At 68.3% G+C, this 18,895-nt stretch carries 19 protein-coding genes and 2 tRNA genes; 15 read left to right on the top strand and 6 right to left on the bottom strand.

Going from position 1 to position 18,895, the window contains the following annotated elements; translation table 11 throughout:
• Positions 1-47 precede the first annotated feature (47 nt).
• The 3 genes from ACFVWL_RS01950 to ACFVWL_RS01940 all read right to left on the bottom strand — a co-directional run bounded on the left by ACFVWL_RS01950 (position 48) and on the right by ACFVWL_RS01940 (position 3,673).
• Positions 48-124, bottom strand: a tRNA-Pro gene (locus ACFVWL_RS01950).
• 55 nt (positions 125-179) lie between these two features.
• Positions 180-1,121, bottom strand: a complete 942-nt coding sequence (locus ACFVWL_RS01945) for a metallophosphoesterase (RefSeq protein ID WP_387177824.1) — start codon at positions 1,119-1,121, stop codon at positions 180-182.
• Complete coding sequence (locus tag ACFVWL_RS01940) at positions 1,112-3,673, bottom strand: transglycosylase domain-containing protein (RefSeq protein WP_387177822.1); 2,562 nt, start codon at positions 3,671-3,673, stop codon at positions 1,112-1,114. The genes ACFVWL_RS01945 and ACFVWL_RS01940 overlap by 10 nt, the downstream gene beginning before the upstream one ends.
• An 89-nt stretch (positions 3,674-3,762) precedes the next feature.
• On the opposite strand from ACFVWL_RS01940, the gene ACFVWL_RS01935 reads away from it, so the two are divergent.
• Positions 3,763-3,987, top strand: coding sequence for a hypothetical protein (locus tag ACFVWL_RS01935; RefSeq protein WP_028503378.1), 225 nt, complete (start codon positions 3,763-3,765; stop codon positions 3,985-3,987).
• Positions 3,984-4,442, top strand: coding sequence for a RidA family protein (locus tag ACFVWL_RS01930; protein ID WP_387177819.1), 459 nt, complete (start codon positions 3,984-3,986; stop codon positions 4,440-4,442). Before ACFVWL_RS01935 ends, ACFVWL_RS01930 begins: the two co-directional genes overlap by 4 nt.
• A gap of 87 nt (positions 4,443-4,529) precedes the next feature.
• On the opposite strand, the gene acs is transcribed toward ACFVWL_RS01930, so the two are convergent.
• Positions 4,530-6,497, bottom strand: a complete 1,968-nt coding sequence (gene acs / locus ACFVWL_RS01925; RefSeq protein ID WP_387177816.1) for an acetate--CoA ligase — start codon at positions 6,495-6,497, stop codon at positions 4,530-4,532.
• Between the two features lie 407 nt (positions 6,498-6,904).
• Here acs and ACFVWL_RS01920 point away from each other — a divergent pair, with 407 nt between their 5' ends.
• The 12 genes from ACFVWL_RS01920 to ACFVWL_RS01865 all read left to right on the top strand — a co-directional run bounded on the left by ACFVWL_RS01920 (position 6,905) and on the right by ACFVWL_RS01865 (position 17,457).
• Positions 6,905-7,912 carry a TadA family conjugal transfer-associated ATPase gene (locus ACFVWL_RS01920; RefSeq protein WP_387177813.1) on the top strand — a complete coding sequence of 336 codons (1,008 nt, stop codon included), beginning with the start codon at positions 6,905-6,907 and terminating at the stop codon, positions 7,910-7,912.
• A complete protein-coding gene (locus tag ACFVWL_RS01915) occupies positions 7,912-8,808 on the top strand; it encodes a type II secretion system F family protein (RefSeq protein ID WP_387180900.1) in 897 nt (298 codons plus the stop codon). The genes ACFVWL_RS01920 and ACFVWL_RS01915 overlap by 1 nt, the downstream gene beginning before the upstream one ends.
• 60 nt (positions 8,809-8,868) lie before the next feature.
• Positions 8,869-9,066: a DUF4244 domain-containing protein gene (locus ACFVWL_RS01910; protein WP_387177810.1), complete on the top strand. Its 198-nt coding sequence runs from the start codon at positions 8,869-8,871 to the stop codon at positions 9,064-9,066.
• Between the two features lie 44 nt (positions 9,067-9,110).
• Positions 9,111-9,461: a TadE family type IV pilus minor pilin gene (locus ACFVWL_RS01905; protein ID WP_387180897.1), complete on the top strand. Its 351-nt coding sequence runs from the start codon at positions 9,111-9,113 to the stop codon at positions 9,459-9,461.
• Positions 9,461-9,787, top strand: a complete 327-nt coding sequence (locus ACFVWL_RS01900; protein ID WP_387177807.1) for a helicase — start codon at positions 9,461-9,463, stop codon at positions 9,785-9,787. The genes ACFVWL_RS01905 and ACFVWL_RS01900 overlap by 1 nt, the downstream gene beginning before the upstream one ends.
• Positions 9,788-9,867: 80 nt before the next feature.
• The gene (gene topA, locus ACFVWL_RS01895; RefSeq protein ID WP_387177804.1) at positions 9,868-12,729 is read left to right on the top strand and encodes a type I DNA topoisomerase; all 2,862 of its coding nucleotides are present in this window, start codon (positions 9,868-9,870) and stop codon (positions 12,727-12,729) included.
• A complete protein-coding gene (tmk, locus tag ACFVWL_RS01890; protein WP_387177801.1) occupies positions 12,726-13,355 on the top strand; it encodes a dTMP kinase in 630 nt (209 codons plus the stop codon). Before topA ends, tmk begins: the two co-directional genes overlap by 4 nt.
• 73 nt (positions 13,356-13,428) lie before the next feature.
• Entirely contained in the window at positions 13,429-14,586 is a 1,158-nt protein-coding gene (locus tag ACFVWL_RS01885) for a DNA polymerase III subunit delta' (RefSeq protein WP_387177798.1), read from the top strand.
• Positions 14,583-16,136 (top strand): alpha/beta hydrolase, encoded by a 1,554-nt coding sequence (locus ACFVWL_RS01880; RefSeq protein ID WP_387177795.1) that lies wholly within the window; start codon positions 14,583-14,585, stop codon positions 16,134-16,136. The genes ACFVWL_RS01885 and ACFVWL_RS01880 overlap by 4 nt, the downstream gene beginning before the upstream one ends.
• A 69-nt stretch (positions 16,137-16,205) precedes the next feature.
• Positions 16,206-16,278: transfer RNA gene (locus ACFVWL_RS01875), tRNA-Thr, on the top strand.
• Positions 16,279-16,345: 67 nt separating this feature from the next.
• Complete coding sequence (locus ACFVWL_RS01870; RefSeq protein WP_387177792.1) at positions 16,346-16,927, top strand: isochorismatase family protein; 582 nt, start codon at positions 16,346-16,348, stop codon at positions 16,925-16,927.
• Positions 16,924-17,457 (top strand): DUF1697 domain-containing protein, encoded by a 534-nt coding sequence (locus ACFVWL_RS01865; RefSeq protein ID WP_387177789.1) that lies wholly within the window; start codon positions 16,924-16,926, stop codon positions 17,455-17,457. The genes ACFVWL_RS01870 and ACFVWL_RS01865 overlap by 4 nt, the downstream gene beginning before the upstream one ends.
• On the opposite strand, the gene ACFVWL_RS01860 is transcribed toward ACFVWL_RS01865, so the two are convergent.
• A complete protein-coding gene (locus ACFVWL_RS01860) occupies positions 17,438-17,662 on the bottom strand; it encodes a hypothetical protein (RefSeq protein WP_387177786.1) in 225 nt (74 codons plus the stop codon). The two genes, ACFVWL_RS01865 and ACFVWL_RS01860, sit on opposite strands and share 20 nt — an antisense overlap.
• Positions 17,663-17,687: 25 nt before the next feature.
• On the opposite strand from ACFVWL_RS01860, the gene ACFVWL_RS01855 reads away from it, so the two are divergent.
• Positions 17,688-18,203 (top strand): CGNR zinc finger domain-containing protein, encoded by a 516-nt coding sequence (locus tag ACFVWL_RS01855; protein ID WP_387177783.1) that lies wholly within the window; start codon positions 17,688-17,690, stop codon positions 18,201-18,203.
• A gap of 9 nt (positions 18,204-18,212) precedes the next feature.
• Here ACFVWL_RS01855 and ACFVWL_RS01850 read toward each other — a convergent pair whose 3' ends face one another.
• Positions 18,213-18,758, bottom strand: a complete 546-nt coding sequence (locus ACFVWL_RS01850) for a type 1 glutamine amidotransferase domain-containing protein (protein WP_387177780.1) — start codon at positions 18,756-18,758, stop codon at positions 18,213-18,215.
• Between the last annotated feature and the right edge of the window lie 137 nt (positions 18,759-18,895).

Genomic DNA, 18,895 nt, shown 5'->3' with positions numbered 1-18,895 from the left:
TCCCGGTACAGAGAAGGCCGCCCCTGAGGGCGGCCTTCCGGTGTCACTGGTCGGGGTGACAGGATTTGAACCTGCGACCTCTTCGTCCCGAACGAAGCGCGCTACCAAGCTGCGCCACACCCCGTTTGCAACCCTCCGAGTCTACAGGGAAATGCTCCCTGCGCCGAATCGAGGCCGGATCAGCCTCGCGCGGTCAGCGTCAACAGCGTCGCCTCGGGCCGGCACGCGAAGCGCACGGGCGCGTAGATCGAGTGACCGCAGCCGGCGCTGACGTTGAGTGGCACGGCGCGGCCGTCGTGCGACCATGTGCTCAGCCCTCTCGCCTGCTTCAAGGGAATGTCGCAGTTCGCCACGAGAGCGCCGTATCCCGGAAGCCGGACCTGACCGCCGTGCGTGTGACCGCCGAGGATCGCGTCGGCTTCGAGATCGATGAAGCCGTTGAGCACACGCTGATAGGGAGCGTGGGTGACACCCAGCACCGGAGTCGCGGCCGTGCGCGTGCCGAGCGCGGCGATGGCGTGGGGAAGCTCTTCCAGGCGGTCCCAGTCGCGGTGGGCATCGTTGACGCCGAACAGGTCGACCTCGGTGTCGGCGACGGTGAGGCGCGCTGCCGCGTTGTTCAGGTCGGCCCAGCCGAGCTCGTCGGTGAAGTACCGGTCCATCGCCTCGGTGTCGAGCAGCTCCGGCTTGTGGTGCTTCTTGGACGGGCCGAGAAAATAGCGCAACGGGTTGCGGGGTGAAGGAGCGGCGACGTCGTTCGAGCCGTGCACGAACACGCCGGGGATGCCGGCGAGAGGGGCGAAGGCGCGACGGATGCCCTCGAGGCCCCTTTCGTGACCGAGGTTGTCTCCGGTGTTCACGATGAGGTCGGGCTTGAGCTCTGCCAGAGACGCGAGCCAGTCCTGCTTGCGGTGCTGCCACGGTGCCATGTGCGCATCGGAGATGTGCAGGATGCGCAGCGGCGCGGAGCCGGGCGGGAGCGCAGGGGCGGTGGCCTCACGCACCGTGAACAGGTACCTCTCGATGCCGATGCCCCAGATCGCGGCGGCTGCACCCGCGGCCCCCGCCGCGCCGAGCGCGACGAGGGCCGGGTGTGCGGCACGGCGTGCGTCTACTGGCACGTCACACGCACGGATGTGGATTTGCTGGTCGCCGTACCCGGCGCAGGGTCGGAGTTGCCCACGACGGATGTCGGCGGGTTGCACGAGTTGTCGAACTCGATGTTGGTGAAGCCTGCGGCACCGAGCGCGGCCGTCGCCTGGGCTCTCGACATCCCGACGAGGTTCGCGGGAACCGTGGTTCCCTGTCCGTTGCTCGTCGTGAGTGTGACGGTCGCACCGCTTGCCGCCTCGCCAGTCGGGTCCTGCCCGGCGACGAGACCGGCAGCGAGGTCGCTGTCCACGGCTCCTCCGACCGAGACCTGGAAGCCCGCGTCCGTCAGAATGGCGGTCGCCTCTTCCACGGACTTGCCCACAACGCTCGGAACGGTCTCCAGCTGCTGTCGGGTCAGCTTGCCGTCGGGCTTGGGGAAGGCATCTCCGGGGTACGCGGCGTTGGCTGCCGCCTGTGCGGCCTTGGCCACCGGGTATCGCATGTCGTTGAGGTTCCAGCCGTTGAAACGCTTCTGGTAGATATCCGCCTGACCTTGCCAGCGGCCCGCCCACACCGCGGTCGCGACCTTGGTGCTGGACTCGATCATCATGGTCGACCATCGATCGTGAGTACCGGTCTTGCCGATCAGGGGCGTCCCGTCGTTGGGGTTGGCTCGGGAGCCGGTGCCCCCGCCGCCCATCACGCTCTGCAGCGCGAATGCTGCCGTCGCCGCGACCTCGGGCTGGAGCACGCCGTCGGTGCACGACGAGGCAGGCAGCTCACGATCCTGACCGTCGGCGCCGACGACGCGATCGATCGCGCGCGGCGTGCAGTACTTGCCGCCGCTGGCGACGGTCGCGTAGGCGTTCGCCATCGCCAATGGGGAGATGTTCTTCGGCCCGAGGACATCGAACGGGACGTTCTCATCGGTGACCTTGCCGCCGTTCGCGAGCGTGACACCCATACGGTCGGCGACCTTGTTGATCTCGCAGATGTCGAGCTTCGACGCCATGGCGAAGTAACCACTGTTGAGTGAGTTCTTGGTGAAGCTCAGCACGGAACCGGTGCCGCCACCGCCGCCGCCGAAGTTGCCGATCTTCTTCGTGTCGGCGTTCTGCTTCACACCGCAGACGGGGATCTTCAGGTTCGTCTGCACGCTACCGTTGAGCACCTCGTTGACGGAGTGGCCCTTCTCGAGCCAGTCGATCAGGGTGAAGAGCTTGTAGGTCGAGCCGACCTGGAAGCCACCGGAGTTGCCGTGCTCCTTGTCACCGGCGAACACCAGCGATGAGTACGCCTGGTCTTCCGTGGGCGTCTCGGTGAACGTCGTGTTCTGCGTCATCGAGAGGATGCGACCGGTGCCGACCTCGACCGAGACCCCGGCCGCACCGAAGTACTGGTTGTCGGCGTTGGCGGGAACGACCTCTGCCATCGTCTCGGCGGCGGGGTTCTGGATGCGGTAGTCCAGCGACGTGTAGATCTTCAGACCGCCGCGACGGAGCAGATCGGTACGCTCCTGCGGGGTCTTGCCGAAGGCCTCGTCATTCAGGACGATCGACTTCACGTACTGACAGAAGTAGGCACTGGTTCCCGCCGCGGCGCAGCCCTGCGTCGGCGGGTGCAGCGCGGGGGCGATCTCGGAGGCGTCGGCCTCGTCGTACTGCGCCTGAGTGATCTTGCCGTCGGCGAGCATGCGGCCGAGCACGTAGTGACGACGGTCCTTGGTGAGCGCATAACCGTCAGCAGCGGTGTTCAGCACGACGCCCTCATCGTTCGTGATCGTGCCTTCCGGCTTGTCGATCCGATACGTGTTGGGGTTCTGCACGATGCCCGCCAGGGTCGCCGACTGTGCGACCGTGAGGTTCGCCGCTGACGTCGAGAAGTAGTAGTTCGCCGCGGCCTCGATGCCGTAGACGGTGCCACCGAAGTTGGCGATGTTCAGGTAGCCGAGCAGGATGTCGTTCTTCGAGAAGTCCTTCTCGATCTGGATCGCGTACCGCATCTCCTGCAGCTTGCGCTCGATGCCCTTGGCGCCGGTCGCGTTGGTCGCGTCGAGCCAGCACTGCTGGAGGTCTTCCGAGTAGGTGTCCGACGTCGTGTCGACTTCCTGCTCGCACTTCTGGATGAGCACGTTCTTCACGTACTGCTGGCTGATCGTCGATGCGCCACGGCTGGAGGTGCCGCGCACGTTGTCGACGAGAGCCTTCACCGTGGCGCCGATGTTGACGCCGCCGTGGCTGTAGAAGTTCTTGTCCTCACTCGACAGGATCGCGTCGTACAGCGACGGGGAGACCTGCTCGTAGGTGACGGGGACACGGTTCTGCTCGTAGAAGGAGGCGAGCTCGACCGTCGAACCGTCCGGGGCAGTCGCGTAGATGGTCGACTGCTCCATCGGCGTGCTCGGGTTGAGGCTCTCGGGGAGCTGATCGAAGAGGGTGAGAGCCTGGGTGCCTGCGAGGCCGGTCATCGCGAGCACCGGGGTGACGCTGGCCGTGACGAGGAGACCGGCGACGGCGCTCAGACCGACGAGCCCGACGAGACCGCCGAGCACGCCTCTCACCGTGCGATTCTTTTGGGGCATACGCTTGATCGTAGGGGAGTTCCCTGAATACCGCCTTTGACGAGCTCGCCCCGGAATCCCGGTGTCGCGCCCCGATCGACAGGAGTGCCATGACCACGTGGGAGTACCTCACCACGCCGCTGCTGATCCACAACACGGCAGCCATCCTCAACAACTGGGGCAAGCAGGGCTGGGAGCTCGTGCAGGTCGTGCAGGGTCCGGAAGGCGGACTCGTCGCGTATCTGAAGCGCCCCGTGACGTCTGAGGCGTCGACGAACGCCGGCCTCGCCGCCGCCGAGCAGGCCGCGCGCCAGTTCGAGGGAGGCCAGGCATGAGCGTCTCCGCGCGTCTCGTCGAGCTCGACATCGAGCTCCCCGCTGTCGCCGCCCCGGTCGCCGCATACGTTCCGGCCGTCGTGCACGGCGGTCTGGTCTACACCTCCGGGCAGCTGCCGTTCGTCGACGGCGCGCTTCCGGCCGTGGGCAAGGTCGGTGCCGAGGTCTCCGCGGAGGACGCGAAGACCTACGCCCGCACCTGCGCCCTGAACGCCCTCGCTGCAGCAGCGGATGCCGCCGGCGGCGTCGACCGCATCGCGGGTGTGCTCCGCGTCGGGGGCTTCGTCGCCTCTGCGGAGGGGTTCACCGGTCAGCCCGGCGTCATCAACGGTTCGAGCGAAGTGCTCGGAGAGATCTTCGGCGACGCCGGGCGGCACGCCCGCGCGGCCGTCGGCGTCGCGGAGCTTCCGCTCGGCAGCCCGGTCGAGGTCGAGGTCGCCTTCCTCCTCGCCTGAGCGCGGGCAGCGGCACCGCCGTCGCCTCCGAACGAGAGAACGCGCCTCCCCGGACAGGGGAGGCGCGTTCTCTATGTGCGGGTCGTTCTACTTCACCTGCGCTGAGATGATGCTCATCACCGCGGTGTCGGCCAGGGTGGTCGTGTCGCCGACCTCGCGGCCCTCGGCGACGTCGCGGAGCAGGCGACGCATGATCTTGCCGGAGCGCGTCTTCGGCAGTTCGCCGACGATGTAGACGTCACGCGGACGGGCGATGGCGCCGATCTGCTCTCCGACCCAGAGGCGCAGCTGCTGGGCGAGGCCGGCCGGCTCATGCTCGGCGAGATAGCTCTCCTTGATGATGACGAAGGCGACGACCGCCTGACCGGTCGTCTCGTCGGAAGCGCCGACCACGGCGGCCTCTGCCGTCGCCTCGTGCGCGACCAGGGACGACTCGATCTCCGCAGTCGACAGTCGGTGTCCCGAGACGTTCATGACGTCGTCGACGCGGCCGAGCAGCCACAGATCGCCGTCCTCGTCGAGGCGTGCGCCGTCGCCGGCGAAGTAGTAGCCCTGGTCTTCGAACTTCTCCCAGTAGGTCTCGCGGTACCGCTCGGGGTCGCCCCAGATCCCGCGCAGCATGCTCGGCCACGGCTCGGTGATCACGAGCAGTCCGCCGTTGCCGTTGCCGACCTCGATTCCCTGCTCGTCCACCACGTCGATCGTGATGCCGGGGAGCGGAACCTGTGCCGATCCGGGTTTGGTCTCTGTGACCCCCGGGAGCGCCGACACCATGATCGCGCCGGTCTCGGTCTGCCACCAGGTGTCGACGATGGGCGCCGTGCCCGCGCCGATCACGTCGCGGTACCACATCCACGCCTCGGGGTTGATCGGCTCTCCCACGGAACCGAGCAGGCGCAGCGACGACAGGTCGAACTTCTTCGGAACGCTGCGTCCGATCTTCATGAAGGAGCGGATCGCCGTCGGCGCCGTGTAGAAGATCGAGACCTTGTACTTCTCGATGATCTCCCACCACCGGCCGGGATGCGGCGCATCGGGTGTGCCTTCGTAGAGCACCTGGGTCGCGCCGTTGGCGAGGGGGCCGTAGGTGACGTAGCTGTGGCCGGTGATCCAGCCGATGTCGGCGGTGCACCAGAACACGTCGGTCTCCGGGTGCAGGTCGAACACGTACTTGTGCGAGTACGCCGCCTGGGTCAGGTACCCGCCCGAGGTGTGCAGGATTCCCTTGGGCTTCCCGGTGGTGCCGGACGTGTAGAGGATGAAGAGCGGGTTCTCCGCGGGGAAGGCCTGGGCCGTGTGGTCGGCGGAAGCCGCCGGGACCGCGTCGTGCCACCAGATGTCGCGGCCGTCGGTCCACTCGACCTCGTTCTCGCCGCGCTTGACGACCAGGACGTGCTCGACGGTCTGCTGCTCGCCGTCGCCGCGGTCGGCGAGAGCCTGGTCGACGGCGGGTTTGAGCGCCGAGACGCGTCCCTTGCGGTAGCCGCCGTCGGCCGTGATGACGAGCTTGGCGCCGGCGTCGTCGATGCGCGAGCGCAGGCTGTCGGCGCTGAAGCCGCCGAAGACGACCGAGTGGATGGCGCCCAGGCGTGCGACCGCGAGCATCGACGCGATCGCCTCGGGGATCATCGGCAGGTAGATCGCGACGCGGTCGCCCTGGCCGATGCCGAGTCCTTCGAGCACGTTGGCGACGCGCTTGACCTCGTCGGTGAGTTCGGCGTACGTGATGCGGCGGGAGTCGCCGGGCTCGCCCTCCCAGTGCAGGGCCACCCGGTCTCCGTTTCCTGCGTCGACGTGGCGGTCGAGGCAGTTGTAGGCGACGTTGAGCTCGCCGTCGTCGAACCACTTCGCGAAGGGCGGGTTGCTCCAGTCGAGCACCTGGGTGAACGGCTTGTGCCAGTGCACCAGCTCTCGGGACTGCTCGCCCCAGAAGGACTCGCGGTCGGCGGCGGCGCGCTCGTACAGCTCGGGAGACGAGATGGATTGGGCGACGAATTCCTCCGACGGCGGGAACTTCCGGGTCTCGTCGAGAAGGTGGTCGATCTGGCTGCTCATCGGCAGGCGCTCCTTTGCGGCATACGGGTCTTACGAGCATGGTCGTGGGGTGGGCGACCAGGTCACGGCGAATCTATCCCCGTGTCCTCCTCGCGCATACTGCCGAAAGTCGGTAGTGGTGCGGGTTTTGTCAGGACGGTCGCCTTGCGTACACTCGACGACAGCCGAATTCTCATTCCGGCCTTGGCGTGCCCCGATTCCCCCAATCGTGGACCGCCGTGGGCGGCATCTCATTCCCCCCGTGAGATGCCGCCCATCCCTTTGGGAGCGCTCCCCACGTCATGCGCATCGCGCATCCTGCCCCCGGCTCCTGCACCGAGCTGCGATGAGGTGGCTTCTTCACAGACGCTGACGCTTCCGACGCTCTGCTCCTTCTGACCCTGGGCGTGCCGAATAGCGTCGCCGTCATGCCTGATTCCTTCGTCGTCCAACCCAGGGGAGAGCGCCCTGTGGCGTCCGGGGTGGAAACCTCGCCCGCGCCCCTCCGGCTGGATCCTGCGTTCGGACCACTCCTCCCTCACCTCGACGATGGCGTCACCGACGTGTTCGTGAACGGGGCGAGGGGGCTGTTCGTCGATCGGGGGAGCGGCGCCGAGCCGGCCATCGGATGGAGGGCGTCGGAGAGGGAGGTTCGAGACCTCGCGGTCGCGCTCGTCGGGCTCGGGGGACGCCATCTCGACGACCAGGCACCCTGCGTCGATGTCCGCCTCGACTCCGGTGTTCGGGTACACGCCGTTCTCTCTCCGGTCTCGACCACGGGAACCGCGCTCTCGATACGCATTCCCCGAGTGAGGGCCGCGGATCTCGAGGCTCTCGCGGCCCTCGGCGCCTTCGACGCGCGCCAGCAGGCCTGGCTCCTCGGTCTGGTCGCCGAGCGGGCGAACGTCCTCATCACCGGGGGAACCGGTACCGGCAAGACGACGTTGCTGTCGGCGCTGTTGTCGGAGGTCTCATCGGCCGAGCGCATCGTGACGATCGAAGATGTCGCCGAGCTACGCCCGCGTCACCCGCACCATGTTGCCCTCGAGGCGCGGCAGCCGAATCTCGAGGGCGCCGGTGGCATCACTCTTGCGCGGCTCGTCCGGGAGTCCCTCCGGATGCGTCCTGATCGCCTGGTGGTCGGCGAGTGCCGCGGAGAAGAGGTCCGCGAGCTGCTCACCGCTCTCAATACCGGGCACGACGGCGGGGCGGGCACTCTGCACGCGAGTGGGCTCCGTGACGTCCCCGCCCGGCTCGAGGCCCTCGGCGCGCTCGCCGGGATGGATGCGGTCGCTCTCGCGCGGCAGGCTGTCAGCGCGTTCACCGTCGTCCTCCACCTCGACCGAGCCCCCGGAGGGGCGCGTCGCATCCGCCAGGCCGGACGGCTCGTGATCGTCGACGACCGGCTCGACATCGAGGAGGTGCAGCCGTGGTGATGCGGCTGCGTCGTGCGCCGCGACGAGGGCAGATGGGCGGGGCGGACGCCGCGACATCGGTGCAGACCTTGGCCGTGCTGCTGCAGGCGGGGGCGGTGCCGGTCGTCGCCTGGCGGCATCTGGCGGACACCGATGACCCGCAGGCACGCGCCGTGGTCGACCGGGTCGATCGAGGCGTCCCGCTCCCGGACGCCATCGAGGCGGAGGGCGGGGCCTGGGTCGATCTCGCCGCTGCCTGGGAGATCGCGACGACGGTGGGTGCGCCGCTCGCCGAGGTCCTTCGAATGATCGCGGAGGCTCTGCGGGACGCGGCGGCCGCCGCCGACGACGTGCGCATCGCGCTGGCGGAACCGGCGGGGACAGCGCGCCTGCTGCTGTGGATGCCCTTCGCCGGGCTGCTCCTCGGGTTCGCGCTCGGGTTCGACACCATCGGTGTGATCTTCGGGAACGTGCTCGGTGCTGCCTGCGTGGTCGTCGGGCTGCTCCTCGTCGTCGCTGCGCGGTTGTGGACAGCACGACTGCTCCGACGGGCGAGGCCGGCCCCTGGCACCCCGGGAATGCGCGCAGAGCTGGTCGCCGTCGCCCTCTCCGGCGGCGCCTCCATCGATCGCGCCCTGCACCTGGTCTCGCAGACCTCCACCTCGGGGGGCAGCGAGGAACGGGTCAGGGCCGTGCTCGAGCTGTCTCGTGCAGCAGGGGTGCCGGCGGTAGAACTGCTTCGCGCGTCTGCGGCCCAGGAGCGGCATTCCGCCAGGGTGCAGGGGCGCCTGCGGGCCGCGAAGCTCTCGACACGACTGCTGTTCCCGCTGGGCGTCTGCACGCTGCCCGCGTTCCTCCTCCTCGGGGTCGCGCCGCTCCTGCTCAGCGTCCTCGCATCCACACCGATGTCGCTATGACCGACACGAGTACTCCTGCACCATCCGATGCCCACGCATCCGACAGAAAGAAGGAACACCATGAACAGCATTCCCGCACTCGACCGACGACGCGCCGCGGCACTGTTCGGCGACGACACCGGGGCGGCCACAGCCGAGTATGCGATCACGACGATGGCCGCCGTCGCCTTCGCCGGGCTGCTCGTCGTCATCATGCGATCGGACGAGGTGCGCGGTATCCTCACCGATCTCGTGCGGCGGGCATTGACGGTGTCGTGATGGACGCCATGAGACGGGCGAGGAATCCGCGCCGCTCGGGGGGAATGCCTCGAGTGCCGCGACACGCGGGCGACCGCGGATCCGTCTCGGCGGAGTTGGCGCTCGCGCTCCCCGCGGTCGTGCTCGCGCTTCTGCTCGGTGCGGGGGCACTCGGAGCAGCGTCCCGCCAGGTGGCGCTGCAGGATGCTTCCGCTGATGCGGCGCGTCTTCTCGGACGCGGCGAAGGGCAGGCGGCAGCGGAGCGCGTGGTGCACACGGCAGTGTCGGGGGCGGGGATGTCGTCCTCGCTCTCGGGCGACCTCGTGTGCGTCACCACCTCGCTCGAGTTGTCGATCGGGGCGCTCATCCGTGTGCCGCTTCGGGCCTCGAGCTGCGCGCTCGACGGGGGGCTGTGATGGCCGGGTCGGCCTTGGCAGCCGGGGTTCTCGCTGTCGCGGCCGCTCTGTCTCTCGGTCTCGCGGCCGTCGGCGGCGCGGCCGTGACGGCGCAACGTGCGGCGGGCGCAGCCGATGCCGCGGCGCTCGCCGCTGCAGACGCCGCGAGCGGCGCGGTGCCGACCGATGAGCAGCCGTGCGCCCTCGCCGGGAGGGTCGCGCTGGCCGCAGGCGCCACCCTCACCGGTTGCGTCCTCGAGGGCTTCGTGGCGACCGTGGAGGTGCAGGCGGCGTACGCTGGACTCGCAGCCGTCTCCCGAGCCCGTGCCGGGCCACCCGAGGGATAGCGACGGCAGCGCGACCTCGCTCACTGTGAACGACCCCACACAGTGGTGTGTATGGTGTGCTTCGTAGAAAGGACGCACCCTTGGCTGAAGGCAAGAAGCTCGTCATCGTCGAGTCCCCGACGAAGATGCGGTCTATTCAGGGATACCTCGGCGACGGCTACGAGGTGCTCAGCTCCGTCGGCCACATCCGCGACCTCGCTGACAAGAAGGACATCCCGGCCGCTGACAAGCAGGCGTACGGGAAGTACTCCATCGACATCGACAACGGGTTCGACCCGTACTACGTCGTCTCCGATCGGAAGACGAAGACGGTCGCCGAACTCAAGCGCGCGCTGAAGAGCGCCGACGAGCTCCTGCTCGCCACTGATGAGGACCGCGAAGGCGAGGCGATCGCCTGGCATCTGCTCGAGACCCTCAAGCCCAAGGTCCCCGTCAAGCGCATGGTGTTCCACGAGATCACCAAGGACGCGATCCAGGCTGCGGTCGGCAACACCCGTGAACTCGACCACGACCTCGTCGATGCGCAGGAGACTCGCCGCATCCTCGACCGCCTCTACGGCTGGGACGTCTCGCCCGTGCTCTGGTACAAGGTCAAGACCGGCATCTCCGCGGGACGCGTGCAGTCCGCGGCCACGCGCCTGATCGTCGACCGTGAGCGCGAGCGCATGGCGTTCACCTCCGCCGAGTACTGGGACGTCGATGCCGCGGCTGCAGCGACCGGCACCTCTTTCAAGATCCGTCTCGTCCGCGTCGACGGCGGCCAGCTCGCGCGCGGAACCGACTTCGACGACGACGGCAAGCTCAAGAAGGCGGTCGTCATCCTCGACGAGGCCGCGGCCACCGCCCTCGCCGAAGCTGTCGATGCCGTCGGCTCCGGAAGCGTCACCAAGGTCGAGGCCAAGCCGGGAACGCGCAGCCCGTACGCGCCGTTCACCACCTCCACGATGCAGCAGGAGGCAGGCCGCAAGCTCTCGATGGGCGCCAAGCAGGCGATGGGTGTCGCCCAGCGTCTGTATGAGAAGGGCTACATCACTTATATGCGTACCGACTCCACGTCGCTGAGCACCCAGGCGGTGCAGGCGGCGCGGAGCCAGGCGGTGGCCCTCTACGGCGACGCCGCCGTGCCGCTGAAGCCGCGCGTCTACAAGTCGAAGAGCAAGAACGCGCAGGAGGCCCACGAGGCCATCCGCCCCTCCGGCGACAACTTCCGCACACCGGCTTCGCTGTCGTCCGAGCTGGATCGCGACGAGCAGCGCCTCTACGACCTCATCTGGAAGCGCACCGTCGCCAGCCAGATGTCCGACGCCAAGTACGAGACCACCACGGTCACCATCGCCGTCGACGCCGCCGGGAAGAAGGCCGAGTTCACCGCCTCCGGAACCGTGTACACCTTCAAGGGCTTCCTGGAGGCGTACGAGGAAGGGCGTGACGAGAAGCGCGGCGACGCAGATGCCGCGGAGAACCAGTCGCTGCCCGCCGTGGCGGTCGGCGATCAGCTCGCCGTGTCGGATGCCGAGGCCAAGGGGCACCGCACCACGCCCAAACCCCGGTACACCGAGGCCTCGCTCGTGAAGGTGCTCGAGGAGAAGGGCATCGGACGTCCCTCGACGTTCGCCTCGATCCCCGAGACGATCCTCGACCGTGGCTACGCGGTCAAGCGGGGGCAGGCACTCGTGCCGACCTGGCTCGCGTTCAGCGTCGTGCGTCTGCTCGAGGAGCACTTCGCCGACCTCGTCGACTACGACTTCACGGCCGCGCTCGAAGACGACCTCGACACGATCGCCCGTGGCGAGCAGAACCGCGTCGAATGGCTCAAGTCGTTCTACTTCGGCTCCGACGACCACGTGGGCCTGCGCCAGGTGGTCGACAACCTCGGCGAGATCGATGCGCGCGCGCTGAACTCCACGCGCATCACCGACACCGCCACGCTCCGCTTCGGCAAGTACGGGCCCTACCTCGAGGTGTCCGACCCCGCGAACCCCGAGGCCAAGCCGCGCATCGTCAACGTGCCCGAAGACCTTGCTCCGGACGAGCTCACAGCGGAGAAGGCACAGGAGCTCATCGATGCTCCCGTCGCCGGCGACCGCGTGCTGGGGGAGAACCCCGAGAACGGCAAGATCGTCGTCGTGAAGGACGGTCGGTTCGGGCCGTACGTGCAGGAGAACGACCCGGTGTCGGAAGACGCCGCGGTCGATGAGACGACCGGCGAGGTCGTCGAGGCTCCGAAGCCGAAGCGCGGTGCGAAGAAGGAGACGGCGCCCAAGCCCCGCACCGCCTCGCTGTTCCGCTCGATGTCGGTCGACGAGATCGACCTCGACACCGCCCTGCAGCTGCTGAGCCTCCCGCGCGTCGTGGGCGTCGACCCGGAGTCGGGCGACGAGATCACCGCGCAGAACGGCCGGTTCGGGCCTTACCTGAAGAAGGGCACCGACTCGCGGTCGCTCGAGTCCGAGTCGCAGATCTTCGACGTGACGCTCGACCAGGCGCTCGAGATCTACTCCCAGCCGAAGTACGGGGCAGGCCGCCGGGCCTCCAGCGCGCTCGCCGAGTTCGAGGCCGACCCCGTCAGCGGCAAGCCGATCCGCATCCGCGACGGCCGCTTCGGGGCGTACGTGACCGACGGCGAGACGAACGTGACGATCCCGCGCGGTCAGACCGTCGAAGACATCACGTTCGAGATCGCGGTGCAGATGCTCGCCGACAAGCGTGCCAAGGGCCCGGCCCCCAAGCGCGGTGCAGCGAAGAAGGCCCCGGCGAAGAAGGCCCCGGCCAAGAAACCGGCAGCCAAGAAGCCCGCAGCCAAGAAACCGGCTGCCAAGAAGCCCGCTGCCAAGAAGACGACGGCAGCCACGTCGGCTGCTCGGTCTGCGGCGGCGAAGAAGGCCGCGGCCACGCGCGCAGCCAATGCCGCCGCGAAGGCGGCGGAGAAGGCGGACTCGTGACCTCACGCCACGGGGTGTGGATCACGCTCGAAGGCGGCGACGGCTCCGGCAAGACCACGCAGTCGAACCTGCTCGCGGAATGGCTCGAAGGCACCGGGCGCGCCGTCGTCCGCACGCGCGAACCCGGGGGCTCCGAGGTCGGTCAGCTCATCCGCGACATCGTGCTGCATCATCGCGGTGACATCGCACCGCGTGCGGAAGCCTTGCTGTACGCCGCAGATCGGGCGCACCATGTCGCGACCGTGGTGCGACCGGCACTCGGTCGGGGCGACATCGTGCTGCAGGACCGCTACCTCGACTCATCCGTGGCGTACCAGGGCGCCGGCCGGGTGCTCGACGCGTCAGAGATCCGGGACCTCTCGCTCTGGGCCGCCGAAGGCGCGCTTCCGGATCTGACGATCCTGCTCGACCTCGATCCTGCCGAGGCCCGGGCCCGTCTGGACTCCGCCGACAAGCCCTTCGATCGGCTCGAGGCCGAGCAGGAGGAGTTCCACGGTCGCGTCCGCGATGCGTTCCTCGACCTCGCGAAGGCGGAGCCTGATCGGTTCCTCGTCCTCGACGCCGCAGCGGCGCCGGAGACCATCGCCGAGCGGATCAGGGACAGGGTCGGCGGGCTGCTCGTCTGAGCCTGCGCGACCCGGCTGCGCGACAGCAGCCCTCCGTGCGGTGAGCGTCGGTGGTCGCGATTAGGCTGAGTACATGCCCCAGACCGTTCCCGCCCCGTTCCCGTGGGCGGATGTGTGGGGGCAAGACGCGGCCGTCGACACACTCCGAGCCGCGGCATCCGATCCTTCCGCCCTCTCGCACGCCTGGTTGATCACGGGACCACCCGGATCGGGCCGCTCGACCCTCGCCTACGCCTTCGCGGCGGCTCTCATCGCCGATCGGCCCGATGATGAGATCGTCATGCGGCAGGTCCTCGCCGGTACCCACCCCGACGTCACCGCGCTGCGGACCGACAAGGTCATCATCACGATCGCCGAAGCCCGTGGCCTCGTCGAACGCTCCTACTTCGCGCCATCCGCGGGGCGCTATCGGGTCATCGTGGTCGAAGACGCCGACCGCATGGTCGAGCGCACCTCCAATGTGCTCCTCAAGGCGCTCGAAGAGCCCCCGGAGCAGACGGTGTGGATCCTCTGCGCACCCAGCGAGGCTGACCTGCTGCCGACGATCCGATCCCGCGTGCGCTCGCTGAGATTGCGGGAACCCGATGTCGCCGATGTCGCGCGCCTCATCACTCTTCGCACGGGCGTGGACGAGAGCGTCGCAGAGCAGGCCGCGAGGCATGCGCAGCGCCACATCGGCATGGCTCAACGACTCGCCACCGACGATGCGGCTCGGCGTCGGCGCGACGAGACCCTCCGCTCCGTTCTCGGTGTCAGGGGAGTGGGCGACGCGGTCGAGGTCGCCGGGCGCATCATCCAGGCCGCCACCGAGGACGCGAAGGCGCTCACCGCCGAGCGCGACGCCCAGGAGCGCGCTTCGCTGCTGCGCACCATCGGAATCGCCGAGGGGCAGGCGGTGCCGCCTGCTCTGCGCACGCAGCTCTCCGCGCTCGAAGACGATCAGAAGAAGCGTGCGACGCGCAGCCTGAGAGATGGGATCGACCGTGTGCTCACCGATCTGCAGTCGCTCTTCCGCGACGTCGTGATGCTCCAGTTCGGCCGTTCCGACGATCTCATCAACAGCGAGCTGCGTTCCGACGTGACAGACCTCGCATCCGCCTGGTCCGAGACCCGTACTCTTGTCGTACTTGACCACCTTGCCGAGACGCGGCAGTCGTTGGAGCGCAACGTCGCCCCTCTGCTTGCCCTGGAAAGCTTGCTCGTGACGATCACGAGCGGGAGGAAACCGTGAACAATCGATCGACTTCCCGCTTGCGTCGCGCCGCCGCGATCGTCGCAGGACTGGCCGCCGCATCCGTCGCCCTCTCGGGCTGCCTGTACGCGATGATCCCCGAACAGTCCTCGCGGCCCTCGACGACGAGCGACCCCGACACCGAGGGCGTGGCAGATGACCTGCTGCCGTTCTACTCGCAGGAGCTGGAGTGGACGGAGTGCGGTGTCGGTTTCGACTGCACCGATGTGACGGCTCCGCTCGACTGGGAAGATCCGGGTAAGGGTGAGATCACCCTCTCGGTGGTTCGGCACCGCGCCGAGGGCACCCCCGTCGGCTCGCTGCTGACGAACCCGGGCGGTCCGGGCGCGAGCGGCGTCGATCTGATCCTCAACAGCCTCGATTTCGCGGTCGGTGCCGACCTCATCGAGAACTTCGACGTGATCGGGTTCGACCCGCGCGGAGTCGGCGATTCGACCGCGGTGACCTGCTACGACGCCCCGCAGATGGACGAATACCTCTACGGCATCCCGGCAGCCGCCCGCGGCACGGCCGAGTGGGAGGCCGAGCTGCTCGATGCGCACAAGGGCTTCGCCGAAGCGTGCGACGCGAACAGCGGCGGCATCCTGCCGTACATCACCACGATCAACGCCGCCCGCGACATGGACCTGATCCGCGCGGTGCTGGGCGACAAGCAGCTGAACTACCTCGGCTACTCGTACGGTACGTTCCTCGGCGCCACCTACGCGAAGCTGTACCCGGAGAAGGCCGGTCGCCTGGTGCTCGACGGTGCCATCGACCCGGCTGTTCCCGGGCTCGAGGTCGGGGCGACCCAGGCGCTCGGGTTCGAGTCCGCGCTGCGCGCCTACATGCAGGACTGTCTCGACTCGGGGGAGTGCCCGTTCAACGGCACCGTCGACGAAGCGATGGCCGACCTGGGAGCCCTGTTGGCGAGCGTCGACAGCACGCCGTTGAAGAGCGGAGACGGCCGCATGCTGGGCGCCGACTCTCTGATGACGGCCATCATCGCCGCACTCTACTCGCAGGACAGCTGGGGATACCTCACCCAGGCGCTCGACGAGGCCCTGCAGGGCGACCCGACATCGGCGCTGTTCCTCGCCGACTTCTACAACGGCCGGGAGAACGGCACGTACACGGACAACTCGGCCGAGGCGTTCCGTGCGTACAACTGCATGGACTACCCGGTCGAAGACGACCCCGCGGCGGAGGCGGCGACGAACGCGAAGATCGCAGAGGGGGCGCCGACGATCGCGCCGTACTGGACCGGACCCGACTCCTGCTCGGTCTGGCCGTACCCGCCCACGGGCACCCGCGGCGAGATCACGGCAGAAGGCGCGGGACCCATCCTGGTGATCGGCACCACGAACGACCCGGCGACTCCGTACGAGTGGTCCGAGTCGCTGGCGAAGCAGCTCGAAGAGGGTGTTCTCATCACGCGTGTCGGCGAGGGGCACACCGGATACAACAAGGGCAACGCCTGCGTCGATGATGCCGTCGAGGCCTTCCTGCTCGATGGCGTCGTGCCGGAAGACGGGCTTCGCTGCGAGTGAGGCCGCCTCGATTCGCGAGCGAGCGCGAGACAGGGTAATATCGGTGATCGCGCCGCTCACGCGTCGCACGCCGCTTTAGCTCAGTCGGCAGAGCATTTCACTCGTAATGAAAAGGTCGTCAGTTCGATTCTGACAAGCGGCTCCGAAGGCCCCGTGATGCGAAGAACATCACGGGGCCTTTCCCGTTCCTCACGGCGTACCCTCGAACTATGAGCAGAGCGCTTCTCATCGTCGATGTGCAGAACGATTTCACCGAGGACGGCGCACTCGCCGTCGCAGGAGGCGATGCGGTCGCCGCGGCCGTGACCGCCTTTCTGGCCGCCCATTCGGTCGACTACGACGTGATCATCGCCTCACGGGACTGGCATGATGCGGACGGCGACAACGGAGGGCATTTCGCTGAGGTGCCGGACTTCGTCGTGTCTTGGCCGGTGCACTGCGTCGCGGGCAGCGAGGGTGCCGAGTACGACCCGCTCCTGGTGACGGATGCGGTGACCCACCACGTGCGCAAGGGACAAGGCAAGCCGGCGTACTCGATGTTCGAGGGCCAGACCGAGACCGGAGAGACGGTCGGCGCGATATTGACTGCCGCCGGTGCGCTCAGCGCTGACGTCGTGGGGCTCGCGACCGATCACTGCGTGCGGGCGACGGCTCTCGACGCCATCGCGCACGGCGTCCGTGTCCGCATCTTCACCGACCTCGTCGCCGGCGTCGCCGTGGAGCCCAGCGAGGCCGCACTCGCCGAGCTCGTCCACGCAGGTGCAGAGCTTGCCGAGAGCACCGACGCGTGAGCCGGAGCGTCCTGCTCCTGCGGGCGGTCAACGTCAGTGGTCGCAACAGCGTCCCGATGGCGCGGCTTCGTGAGGTGCTCGCCGCCCGAACCGACATGTCCGGCGTCTCCACGTACATCGCGAGCGGCAACATCATCTGCGAGACGCCGGCGCATCCGGCGGCGGCGTGCGCGTCCGTGCGTGCGGTCATTCACGACGAATTCGGGGTCGATACGCCCGTCATCCACCGCACCCACGCGCAACTCGTCTCCTTGGAGTCCGCACAGCCGTTCCCCGAGGGGGATGTGAAGTTCGTGCATGCGATGTTCCTCGAGGGCTCGCCCTCGGAAGGCGCGATCAAGGCGCTGGAGGAGCGTCTGCTCCCAGAGGAGCGGATCGCGCTCATCGGGGACGACCTGTGGATCGACTACGGCGAGGGCGGCGTGCACTCCACCAAGCTCACCAAGGCGGTGCTGGATCGCGCGCTCGGAGTCGCGGGGACGGCGCGCAATCTGCGGACAACGCGAAAGCTCATCGAGCTGACGGCGTGACACCGCCCAGCGTCGCGCTCAGCGCGGTCGGCGGGGTGTGGGGGTGCGGTTGCAGATCGACCCGGCGGGTGCCGCAGGCGGAGCACCGCACATAGAGCACGACGCCCTCACTCGTCGGATGCCGTGACTCCACCAGCCAGGCATGCTCGTGCGCCTCGGCGGCGGGGCGGGCGCGGGGGATGGGAAGGGTGTTCAGCGAGGTCATGCATCCAGCGTGATGTAATGGTCTTATGCATCTCAACCCTTACGGTGAATATGCCGTGCTGCTTGCTGCATCGCTGGCGAACGACTGGCCGGAAACCCGCGCCGGGATTGAAGAGCGCACACTGGAACTCGGGATGACGCAGACCTTCCCGCCCGCCGTCGACGACCACGAGCGGGTCAGGGGGGTCATCGACGATTGGCTCGCGATCGTCGATGAACCCGACCCTGACGCGCGGGCGGTTCTCCTCAACGCCCAACTCGCCGCAGCGGCCGCCTACCCGCGGCTGACGAACCACGACGACGAGGGGTGGCACCTGCACTATCGCGACGACGTGCCGTCGCTGCCCTACGTGCTCCGAGCGATCATCAGCCTGGGCACTTCGCTGCATCTGGTGACCCGGGGGATGAGCAGGCTGAGCCGCTGCCAGGCCGAGCCCTGCACGAACGTCGTGGCGGACGTGACGCGCAACGGCCGCCAGCGCTTCTGCTCCGTGCGCTGCGCCAACCGTGCGGCCGTGCGGCGGCACCGGGCACGGGCGTGAGTGCGGGCGTCAGGCGGTCTGTCCGGCGTGCTTGCCTTCGCCGATCTCCTCGACGAGCTTCGCGTTGAAAGCCGGCAGATCGTCGGGCGTCCGGCTGGAGACGAGACCTTCATCGACCACGACCTCTTCGTCGACCCAGGTCGCGCCCGCATTGCGCAGATCGGTGGTCAGGCTCGGATAGCTGGTGAGCGTGCGTCCGTCGACGACACCGGCCTCGATGAGGATCCAGGCGCCGTGGCAGATCACGCCGACCGGCTTGTGCTGCTCGAAGAAGGCCCGCGCCAGGTCGATGGATGCTCTGTCCATGCGCAGGTGATCGGCGTTGACGACGCCACCGGGGAGCACCAACGCGTCGAACTGATCCGCGGTGGTATCCGACGCGTGCAGATCGACGGCCTGTTCGTGCCCGTTCTTGCCGGTGATGGCTGCACCATCGGGGGCGATCATGGTCGCGCTCGCGCCCTCTGCCGTCACGGCTTCCCAGGGGCTCGTGAGCTCGCTGTCCTCGAATCCGTCGGTCGCGAGGAATGCCACGCGGCTGCCGCTGAGAGTCATCGTTCTTCCTTTCCTGGATTGTCGTCCGCCGTTCGGGGGACGACTCGACGATCTCTCGTATCGGGGGAGGAGGGAAGGGGGTGGCCGATGCGGGGAGCCGGTGATACAGGAGAAGCGGCCGTCCTCGGAGCGCTCCC

It is taken from the genome of Microbacterium sp. NPDC058269 (assembly GCF_042881445.1).
Lineage (GTDB): Bacteria > Actinomycetota > Actinomycetes > Actinomycetales > Microbacteriaceae > Microbacterium.
Note: the sequence above shows the minus strand (reverse complement) of the source record. Positions and strands in the feature narration are given on the sequence as shown.

Excerpts from the sequence above, each read along its gene's own strand:
- ACFVWL_RS01860 (WP_387177786.1), bottom strand. The coding sequence starts at position 17,662 with ATGACCTCGCTGAACACCCTTCCCATCCCCCGCGCCCGCCCCGCCGCC.
- ACFVWL_RS01850 (WP_387177780.1), bottom strand. The coding sequence starts at position 18,758 with ATGACTCTCAGCGGCAGCCGCGTGGCATTCCTCGCGACCGACGGATTC.
- ACFVWL_RS01905 (WP_387180897.1), top strand. The coding sequence starts at position 9,111 with ATGCCTCGAGTGCCGCGACACGCGGGCGACCGCGGATCCGTCTCGGCG.
- ACFVWL_RS01870 (WP_387177792.1), top strand. The coding sequence starts at position 16,346 with ATGAGCAGAGCGCTTCTCATCGTCGATGTGCAGAACGATTTCACCGAG.
- ACFVWL_RS01855 (WP_387177783.1), top strand. The coding sequence starts at position 17,688 with ATGCATCTCAACCCTTACGGTGAATATGCCGTGCTGCTTGCTGCATCG.
- ACFVWL_RS01915 (WP_387180900.1), top strand. The coding sequence starts at position 7,912 with ATGCGGCTGCGTCGTGCGCCGCGACGAGGGCAGATGGGCGGGGCGGAC.
- ACFVWL_RS01910 (WP_387177810.1), top strand. The coding sequence starts at position 8,869 with ATGAACAGCATTCCCGCACTCGACCGACGACGCGCCGCGGCACTGTTC.
- ACFVWL_RS01885 (WP_387177798.1), top strand. The coding sequence starts at position 13,429 with ATGCCCCAGACCGTTCCCGCCCCGTTCCCGTGGGCGGATGTGTGGGGG.
- ACFVWL_RS01930 (WP_387177819.1), top strand. The coding sequence starts at position 3,984 with ATGAGCGTCTCCGCGCGTCTCGTCGAGCTCGACATCGAGCTCCCCGCT.
- ACFVWL_RS01900 (WP_387177807.1), top strand. The coding sequence starts at position 9,461 with ATGGCCGGGTCGGCCTTGGCAGCCGGGGTTCTCGCTGTCGCGGCCGCT.
- acs (WP_387177816.1), bottom strand. The coding sequence starts at position 6,497 with ATGAGCAGCCAGATCGACCACCTTCTCGACGAGACCCGGAAGTTCCCG.
- ACFVWL_RS01920 (WP_387177813.1), top strand. The coding sequence starts at position 6,905 with ATGCCTGATTCCTTCGTCGTCCAACCCAGGGGAGAGCGCCCTGTGGCG.
- ACFVWL_RS01940 (WP_387177822.1), bottom strand. The coding sequence starts at position 3,673 with ATGCCCCAAAAGAATCGCACGGTGAGAGGCGTGCTCGGCGGTCTCGTC.
- ACFVWL_RS01935 (WP_028503378.1), top strand. The coding sequence starts at position 3,763 with ATGACCACGTGGGAGTACCTCACCACGCCGCTGCTGATCCACAACACG.